Genomic DNA, 2,983 nt, shown 5'->3' with positions numbered 1-2,983 from the left:
TCTCTCAAAAACGCCTCTGGCGTTGTAAGGTTAAGCCTCACGGGTCATTAGTACCGGTTAGCTCAACGCATCGCTGCGCTTACACACCCGGCCTATCAACGTCGTAGTCTTCAACGTCCCTTCAGGACTCTCAAGGAGTCAGGGAGAACTCATCTCGGGGCAAGTTTCGTGCTTAGATGCTTTCAGCACTTATCTTTTCCGCACTTAGCTACCGGGCAATGCCATTGGCATGACAACCCGAACACCAGTGGTGCGTTCACTCCGGTCCTCTCGTACTAGGAGCAACCCCCCTCAATTCTCCAGCGCCCACGGCAGATAGGGACCGAACTGTCTCACGACGTTCTAAACCCAGCTCGCGTACCACTTTAAACGGCGAACAGCCGTACCCTTGGGACCTACTTCAGCCCCAGGATGTGATGAGCCGACATCGAGGTGCCAAACACCGCCGTCGATATGAACTCTTGGGCGGTATCAGCCTGTTATCCCCGGAGTACCTTTTATCCGTTGAGCGATGGCCCTTCCATTCAGAACCACCGGATCACTATGACCTGCTTTCGCACCTGCTCGAGCCGTCACTCTCGCAGTCAAGCCAGCTTATGCCATTGCACTAACCTCACGATGTCCGACCGTGATTAGCTGACCTTCGTGCTCCTCCGTTACTCTTTAGGAGGAGACCGCCCCAGTCAAACTACCCACCAGACACTGTCCGCAGCCCGGATCACGGGCCTACGTTAGAACATCAAACATTAAAGGGTGGTATTTCAAGGTTGGCTCCACGCGAACTGGCGTCCGCGCTTCAAAGCCTCCCACCTATCCTACACATCAAGGCTCAATGTTCAGTGTCAAGCTGTAGTAAAGGTTCACGGGGTCTTTCCGTCTTGCCGCGGGTACACTGCATCTTCACAGCGAGTTCAATTTCACTGAGTCTCGGGTGGAGACAGCCTGGCCATCATTACGCCATTCGTGCAGGTCGGAACTTACCCGACAAGGAATTTCGCTACCTTAGGACCGTTATAGTTACGGCCGCCGTTTACCGGGGCTTCGATCAAGAGCTTCTCCTTGCGGATAACCCCATCAATTAACCTTCCGGCACCGGGCAGGCGTCACACCGTATACGTCCACTTTCGTGTTTGCACAGTGCTGTGTTTTTAATAAACAGTTGCAGCCAGCTGGTATCTTCGACTGGCTTCGGCTCGGGGAGCAAGTCCCTCCACCTACGCGCCAGCGTGCCTTCTCCCGAAGTTACGGCACCATTTTGCCTAGTTCCTTCACCCGAGTTCTCTCAAGCGCCTTGGTATTCTCTACCTGACCACCTGTGTCGGTTTGGGGTACGATTCTGTGTTACCTGATGCTTAGAGGCTTTTCCTGGAAGCTGGGCATTTATCACTTCAGCACCGTAGTGCCTCGTCGTCACGCCTCAGCGTTGATAAGGGACCGGATTTACCTGGACCCTCCGCCTACACGCTTAAACCGGGACAACCGTCGCCCGGCTGATATAGCCTTCTCCGTCCCCCCTTCGCAGTAACACCGAGTACAGGAATATTAACCTGTTTCCCATCGACTACGCCTTTCGGCCTCGCCTTAGGGGTCGACTCACCCTGCTCCGATTAACGTTGAACAGGAACCCTTGGTCTTCCGGCGAGCGGGCTTTTCACCCGCTTTATCGTTACTTATGTCAGCATTCGCACTTCTGATACCTCCAGCATGCCTCACAGCACACCTTCGACGGCTTACAGAACGCTCCCCTACCCAACAACACATAGTGTCGCTGCCGCAGCTTCGGTGCATGGTTTAGCCCCGTTACATCTTCCGCGCAGGCCGACTCGACCAGTGAGCTATTACGCTTTCTTTAAATGATGGCTGCTTCTAAGCCAACATCCTGGCTGTCTGTGCCTTCCCACATCGTTTCCCACTTAACCATGACTTTGGGACCTTAGCTGGCGGTCTGGGTTGTTTCCCTCTTCACGACGGACGTTAGCACCCGCCGTGTGTCTCCCGTGATAACATTCCTCGGTATTCGCAGTTTGCATCGGGTTGGTAAGCCGGGATGGCCCCCTAGCCGAAACAGTGCTCTACCCCCGAGGATGAGTTCACGAGGCGCTACCTAAATAGCTTTCGGGGAGAACCAGCTATCTCCCGGTTTGATTGGCCTTTCACCCCCAGCCACAGGTCATCCGCTAATTTTTCAACATTAGTCGGTTCGGTCCTCCAGTTAGTGTTACCCAACCTTCAACCTGCCCATGGCTAGATCACCGGGTTTCGGGTCTATACCCTGCAACTTAACGCCCAGTTAAGACTCGGTTTCCCTGCGGCTCCCCTATACGGTTAACCTTGCTACAGAATATAAGTCGCTGACCCATTATACAAAAGGTACGCAGTCACCCCCATAAAGAAGGCTCCCACTGCTTGTACGTACACGGTTTCAGGTTCTGTTTCACTCCCCTCGCCGGGGTTCTTTTCGCCTTTCCCTCACGGTACTGGTTCACTATCGGTCAGTCAGGAGTATTTAGCCTTGGAGGATGGTCCCCCCATATTCAGACAGGATACCACGTGTCCCGCCTTACTCATCGAGCTCACAGCACGTGTGCTTTTGTGTACGGGAGTATCACCCTGTACCCTGCGACTTTCCAGACGCTTCCACTAACACACATGCTGATTCAGGCTCTGGGCTGCTCCCCGTTCGCTCGCCGCTACTGGGGGAATCTCGGTTGATTTCTTTTCCTCGGGGTACTTAGATGTTTCAGTTCCCCCGGTTCGCCTTGCAGCACTATGTATTCATGCTGCAATGATGCACAGAGTGCACCGGGTTTCCCCATTCGGACATCGACGGCTGTAGCGGTTCATATCACCTTACCGTCGCTTTACGCAGATTAGCACGTCCTTCATCGCCTCTGACTGCCTGGGCATCCACCGTGTACGCTTAGTCGCTTAACCTCACAACCCACAGGCGTTTTACAACGCTGCGAGCTGCAAGCATTTGAGA

General features: G+C 54.0%; 1 rRNA gene. It reads right to left on the bottom strand.

Going from position 1 to position 2,983, the window contains the following annotated elements:
- Positions 1–26: 26 nt before the first annotated feature.
- Positions 27–2,934 (bottom strand): 23S ribosomal RNA (locus H7K52_RS18785).
- Positions 2,935–2,983: the final 49 nt, after the last annotated feature.

The sequence above is a fragment of the Pantoea hericii genome, assembly GCF_014155795.1.
Lineage (GTDB): Bacteria > Pseudomonadota > Gammaproteobacteria > Enterobacterales > Enterobacteriaceae > Pantoea > Pantoea eucalypti.
This window is presented reverse-complemented; position numbering and strand designations above follow the sequence as displayed.